At 71.5% G+C, this 5,920-nt stretch carries 5 protein-coding genes and 2 pseudogenes; 6 read left to right on the top strand and 1 reads right to left on the bottom strand.

What is annotated here, in order from left to right; all coding sequences use genetic code 11:
- Positions 1 to 23 precede the first annotated feature (23 nt).
- The 6 genes and pseudogenes from ABZ281_RS33730 (at position 24) to ABZ281_RS33705 (ending at position 5,441) form a co-directional block, all read left to right on the top strand.
- A complete protein-coding gene (locus ABZ281_RS33730; protein ID WP_356661723.1) occupies positions 24 to 707 on the top strand; it encodes a response regulator transcription factor in 684 nt (227 codons plus the stop codon).
- A 68-nt stretch (positions 708 to 775) separates the two neighbouring features.
- The gene (locus tag ABZ281_RS33725; protein WP_356661717.1) at positions 776 to 1,336 is read left to right on the top strand and encodes a DUF485 domain-containing protein; all 561 of its coding nucleotides are present in this window, start codon (positions 776 to 778) and stop codon (positions 1,334 to 1,336) included.
- Positions 1,333 to 1,938: pseudogene (locus tag ABZ281_RS33720) on the top strand (cation acetate symporter); the annotation flags it as partial. The gene ABZ281_RS33725 and the pseudogene ABZ281_RS33720, both read left to right, overlap by 4 nt.
- Positions 1,939 to 2,242: 304 nt before the next feature.
- Positions 2,243 to 4,441, top strand: coding sequence for a 1,4-alpha-glucan branching enzyme (glgB, locus tag ABZ281_RS33715; protein WP_356661721.1), 2,199 nt, complete (start codon positions 2,243 to 2,245; stop codon positions 4,439 to 4,441).
- Positions 4,442 to 4,569: 128 nt separating this feature from the next.
- Entirely contained in the window at positions 4,570 to 5,034 is a 465-nt protein-coding gene (locus tag ABZ281_RS33710; RefSeq protein WP_356661719.1) for a hypothetical protein, read from the top strand.
- Positions 5,031 to 5,441 carry a hypothetical protein gene (locus ABZ281_RS33705; protein ID WP_356661715.1) on the top strand — a complete coding sequence of 137 codons (411 nt, stop codon included), beginning with the start codon at positions 5,031 to 5,033 and terminating at the stop codon, positions 5,439 to 5,441. The genes ABZ281_RS33710 and ABZ281_RS33705 overlap by 4 nt, the downstream gene beginning before the upstream one ends.
- 40 nt (positions 5,442 to 5,481) lie before the next feature.
- On the opposite strand, the pseudogene ABZ281_RS33700 reads toward ABZ281_RS33705, so the two are convergent.
- Positions 5,482 to 5,920, bottom strand: a pseudogene (locus tag ABZ281_RS33700) (ATP-dependent DNA helicase); the annotation flags it as partial.

Raw genomic sequence — 5,920 nt, 5'->3', positions numbered from 1 at the left:
GTAGTGACGTTGAGGGTGCCGGTATGACGCAGGAGGCCGAGCCGAAGTCCGCTCGGGTGGTGGTCGCCGACGACCAGACCGTGGTGCGGGAGGGCATCGTGATGCTGCTCGGTCTGCTGCCCGGAATCGAGGTGGTCGGCGCCGCGGGGGACGGGGAGGAGGCGGTGGCGCTCGTCGCCGGACTCGCCCCGGACGTGGTGCTGATGGACCTGCGTATGCCGCGCTGCGACGGGGTGGAGGCGACCCGCAGGATCCGCGCGGAGCACTCCGGGACGCAGGTCGTGGTGCTCACGACGTTCGCGGACGACGAGTCGCTGTTCCCGGCGCTGGCGGCGGGGGCGCGCGGCTATCTCACCAAGGACGCGGGCGGGGACGAGATCGTGCGAGCCGTGCACAGCGTGCTGTCCGGAGACGCGGGCCTCTCCCCGGGCATCCAGAGACGCCTGCTGGAGCGCCTGTCGGAGGCCGAGCCCGGACCGGCCGCGCCGCCCGAGCCACCGGACGGGCTCACGGCCCGGGAGATGGAGGTGCTGCTCCTCATCGCAGAGGGGCTCAACAACCCGGAGATCGCCCGGAGACTGCATGTCTCCACGGCGACGGTGAAGACCCACATCAACAACCTCTTCACCAAGACCGGGCTCAAGGACCGTGCGCAGGCCGTGCGTTACGCCTACGCGAATAGACTCGTGCGGCCACCAGCGGGTTAGTCACCTGAAGGGGTGAAGACCGAGGGGAAGAAGGGTCGTGGATCTTCCCGTTCTGTCCATCCTTGGGCATGCAGCGAAGCAAGGGCCGTCCCCGTGGCGGCGGGGACGGCCAGGAGAGTTGGGTCGAGCCTCTCGACGGTCATGACCCGGCCCCGGCCGACGAGGCCGGGCAGCTCAGGTACGACGATCCCTGGTACGACGCCCTCGCCTCCGGCTGGGGCGAGTCGGCCGGTGACGGGGCGCAAGGCCCTGCGGTGGTTCCGTCGTCACGGGCGGAGGGCGAGACAGGGGCCGCGGCGGCCGATGTGTACCTGGAAGTGCAGCGCAGCGCGGCCTTTCAGGAAGTGCGGCGGCGGTACCGGAAGTTCGTGGTGCCGGCGTTCGGGGCCTTCTTCGCCTGGTACGTGGGCTACGTCGTGGCCGCGACAACAGTGCCGGAGCTGATGGCGCGGCCCGTGGCGGGAGCGGTGAACGTGGCGATGGTGGCGGGGCTCGGGCAGTTCCTGTCCACGTTCCTGCTCACCTGGGCGTACGCACGGCACGCGCGGCTGCGCAGGGACCGGGCCGCGCTCGAACTGCGGTGGGACACACAGGAACTGACGCGTGGCGTGAACGGTGGTAGGTCGTGACGGAGGAACACCAGACGTTGGCGCTGCTGCTCTTCAGCGCGTTCGTCGCGGTCACCCTGGGGATCACCACGTGGGTCAGCCGCAACCGACGGGGTTCGGCGGAGGAGTTCTACGCGGGCGGGCGGCTGTTCTCACCCATGGAGAATGGTTTTGCCATCGCGGGCGACTACTTGTCGGCCGCCTCCTTCCTCGGAGTCACCGGGCTCATCGCGCTGTTCGGTTACGACGGGCTGTCGTATGTCGTCGGTTTCCTCGTGGCGTGGCTGGTGGTGCTGTTCCTGGTCGCGGAACTGGTCCGCAACTGCGGCCGGTTCACGCTCGCCGACGTCGTGGCGGCGCGGATGAGGGAACGGCCGGTACGCATCGCGGCGGGAACCTCCTCGGTCACGGTGTCCGTTCTGTATCTGGTGGCGCAGATGGTCGGCGCGGGCAGCCTGGTGGCGCTGCTGCTCGGGGGCACGAGCGACGCGGCGCGGGCCTGGACCGTCATCGGTGTCGGCGCGCTCATGGTGATCTACGTGTCACTGGGAGGGATGCGGGCGACCACGTGGATCCAGATCGTCAAGGCCGTTCTGCTGCTCGGCGGCACCATCGCGCTGACGGTGCTCCGTCGCCGGCAAGGCGGTGGCCGGGAAGTCGCCTGCGGCGAAGAACACCGCGAAGAAGGCTCCCGCCAAGAAGGCCACCCCCGCCAAGAGCACCGCTGCCAAGACCACCGCCAAGAAGGCCACCCCCGCCAAGAGCACGGTCGCCGAGACCCCCGCGAGGACGACCGCCGCCGGCAAGGCACCCGCGGGCAAGGCCGTGGCGAAGAAGAGCGCGGTCAAGAAGGCGCCGGCTCGGAAGACCCCCACCCCGAAGGTCCCCGCCGGGAAGGCCGCTTCCGCCCAGGTCGTTCCGCCGGAGATGGAAGTCGCCGTCTCACCCGCCGTCGACGCGGTGGACCGGGAGCGGCTGCTCGCCGGCACGCACCACGCCCCGCACTCCGTGCTCGGCGCGCACCCCGTACCCGGCGGCATCGCCTTCCGGGCGTTCCGGCCGTACGCCCTGTCGGTGAGCGTGGTCTCCGGGGACCTGCGGGCCGAACTGCACGACGACGGGGAGGGGTTTTTCTCGGGGCTGCTGCCGCTGCGGGAGGTCCCGGCGTACCGGCTGGTCGTGGAGTACGAGGGGACGGTCCTGGAGACCGAGGACGCGTACCGCTTCCTGCCCACGCTGGGCGATCTCGACCTGCATCTGATCGGCGAGGGCCGGCACGAGGAGCTGTGGACGGCGCTGGGTGCCCACCCGACGACCCACGAGGGCGTGACCGGCACCCGGTTCGCGGTATGGGCGCCGAACGCGCTCGGGGTGCGCGTGACCGGCACCTTCAACTTCTGGGACGGCACCGGGCACATCATGCGGTCGCTGGGCTCGTCCGGGGTGTGGGAGCTGTTCCTGCCGGACATCGGCGAGGACGAGCTGTACAAGTTCGAGATCACGCGCCCCGACGGCTCGAAGACGCTGCGTGCCGACCCCATGGCCCGCCGCACGGAGGTGCCGCCCGCGACCTCGTCGGTCATCACCTCCTCGGAGTACGAGTGGGGCGACACCGAGTGGCTGGCCCGGCGCGCCGAGGCCCCGGCGCACGAGGCGCCGTTCTCGGTGTACGAGATCCATCTGCCGTCCTGGCGCCCGGGGCTGACATACCGTCAGCTCGCTGAGCAGCTCCCCGGGTACGTGAAGAAGCTGGGCTTCACGCACGTCGAGCTGATGCCGGTCGCGGAGCACCCGTTCGGCGGCTCCTGGGGCTATCAGGTGACCGGCTTCTACGCGCCGACGGCCCGGCTGGGCACGCCGGACGACTTCCGGTTCCTGGTCGACAAGCTGCACCAGGCCGGTATCGGTGTGCTCATGGACTGGGTGCCCGCGCACTTCCCGCGCGACGACTGGGCGCTGGCCGAGTTCGACGGCAAGCCCCTGTACGAGCACGAGGATCCGCTGCGGGCCGCCCACCCCGACTGGGGCACGCTGGAGTTCGACTTCGGGCGCAACGAGGTGCGCAACTTCCTCGTCGCCAACGCCGTGTACTGGTGCGAGGAGTTCCACATCGACGGGCTGCGCGTGGACGCCGTCGCCTCGATGCTGTACCTGGACTACTCGCGCGAGCCGGGCCAGTGGACGCCCAACGAGCACGGCGGCCGGGAGAACCTGGACGCGGTGGCATTCCTGCAGGAGATGAACGCGACGGTCTACCGCAGGGTGCCCGGCGTGGTCACGATCGCCGAGGAGTCCACCGCCTGGGACGGTGTCACCCGCGCCACCCACCACGAGGGCCCGAGCGGCTTCGGCGGGCTCGGGTTCGGGCTGAAGTGGAACATGGGCTGGATGCACGACTCGTTGCAGTACATGAGTCACGAGCCGGTGCACCGCAAGTACCACCACGGCGAGATGACGTTCTCGATGGTGTACGCGTACAGCGAGAACTACGTGCTGCCGATCTCCCACGACGAGGTCGTGCACGGCAAGCGGTCCCTGGTGTCGAAGATGCCGGGCGACTGGTGGCAGCAGCGCGCCGGGGTGCGGTCCTACCTCGGCTACATGTGGGCCCACCCGGGCAAGCAGCTGCTGTTCATGGGACAGGAGTTCGCGCAGGGCGCCGAGTGGTCCGAGGCGCACGGGCCGGACTGGTGGCTGCTGGACCCGGGCTACGGGGCGGAGCCCGACCACCGGGGTGTGCGGGACCTGGTCCGCGACCTGAACACCGTCTACCGGGCGACCCCGGCGCTGTGGCGGCTGGACACGGACCCGGCCGGTTTCGAGTGGATCGTCGGGGACGCGGCCGACGACAACGTCCTCGCGTTCCTGCGGCTGGACCCGGAGGGCGTCCCGGTGCTGGCGGTGTCCAACTTCGCGCCGGTCACCCGCCAGGACTACCGCCTGGGCGTCCCCGACGACGTCCCCGCCTGGCACGAGGCACTCAACACCGACGCGGCCCGCTACGGCGGCAGCGACGTCACCAACCCCGACCCGGTCAAGCCCGAACCCCAGTCCTGGCACGGCCGCCCGGCCAGCATCCGCCTGACCCTGCCGCCCCTGGCGACGGTGTGGCTGCGGCCGGCTTAGGGGGGCCGGGGCCCCTGTGACAGGGCTGTGACCGGAGGAGTGGCTTCCACCACAGCACGGCCGGCACGGCCCTGGTGGGGTGACCGCATGGATGTCACCCCGGTCACCTCGCAGGGCCTGCCGTGCTGATGGGCTTCGGCGTCTCGATCGCCTGCGCCGTCGGTGCGCTCGTCGCGGGGGCGGGGGTCGTGGCGATGGCGCTGCCCGGGCGGCCCGAGCCGTGGCCGGTGCACCTGCTGCGCCGGGCGGCGGTGACGGCCGCGTGGGCGGCCGCGGCCGTGTACTCGCTGGGGTTCTTCTCCGTGCTGGTGGCGGAGCACGCGTTCGGCGACGGAGCGGACTCGATCCCGGCCCCGGCCTGCCGCGACGGCTTCGACGAGGCCACGCGGGAGGGGTTGTCCCATCACCGGTCCTCGTACCTGCCGCTGCGCTTCGACTGCGTCCGCGACGACGGCTCGGTGTACTCCAGCGATCCCGGCTACGCGTGGATGAACGGGGCGAGCGCCTCCCTCGCGCTGTCCGCCGCCCTGTTCGCCATCGGCGCGGGCTACGCGAGCGAACTGCGCGCCCGCAAGGAGGCCCTGACGTCATGACGCTGCTTCCGGTCTTCGCCGGGCTGGTCGTCGGCTGGGTCGCGCTCCGCGGGCTGCTCGCGCATCCGCTGCTGCCACTGTGGGTGAAGACGTCGGTCTTCTGGGCCGTGCCACTCATGGCGGCCACCTGGGTGTTCATCATGGCGGCGGACGATCCCGTCCTGTTCCCGGATACCGCCCCCTGCCCCAGAGAGCCGTTCCAGGAGGGCGTCATCGGGAGCGGAAGGGTGTGGGGTGTTTCCACCCCGTTTCCGCCGCGGGCCTACTGCGAGTGGGAGGACGGCACCGTCTACGAAATCGCGCCCGGGGCCGAGTTCCTGTTCTGGGTGTTCTTCGCCATGACGGTCGTACCGCTCACCACCGGGCTGTGGCACGCCCTGCGGGATCCGCGGTCGCTCCTGCGGTAGGCGGCCCCGCACCCGGGCGGGCGGGTGCGGGGCCGCTCCGTCACCCGAAGGCCTCCGCCAGGGCCTGCGGCAGCTTCCCGGTGTGGAGCACGCCCAGCCGCTGGGTGGCCCGGGTCAGGGCCACGTACAGGTCGCTGGTGCCGTACCGGCCGGGCTCGACCACGAGGACGGAGTCGAACTCCAGGCCCTTGGCCTGGCGGGGGTCGAGCAGGACCACCGTCCGGGTGAGGTCGGGTTCGGCGCCCGCCGTCACTCCGTCCAGCCGGGCCGCGAGGGAGCGGTGGAGGTCGCGGGGCGCGATCACCGCGAGCCGCCCCTCGGACGGGGTGAGCTCCCCGACGGCCTTGGCGACGGCGCCCGGAAGGTCGTCGGTGGCGCGGGCCCAGGGGCGTACGCCCGTGGAGCGGACCGAGCTGGGCGGCTCGAACCCGGGGTGCTCGGCGCGCACCACGGCCGCCGCGACGTCCATGATCTCGGCC

The organism is Streptomyces sp. NPDC006265, from assembly GCF_040613555.1.
Taxonomy (GTDB): Bacteria; Actinomycetota; Actinomycetes; order Streptomycetales; family Streptomycetaceae; genus Streptomyces.
The sequence above is the reverse complement of the archived record's forward strand: the minus strand, read 5'-3'. Positions and strand labels throughout refer to the sequence as shown.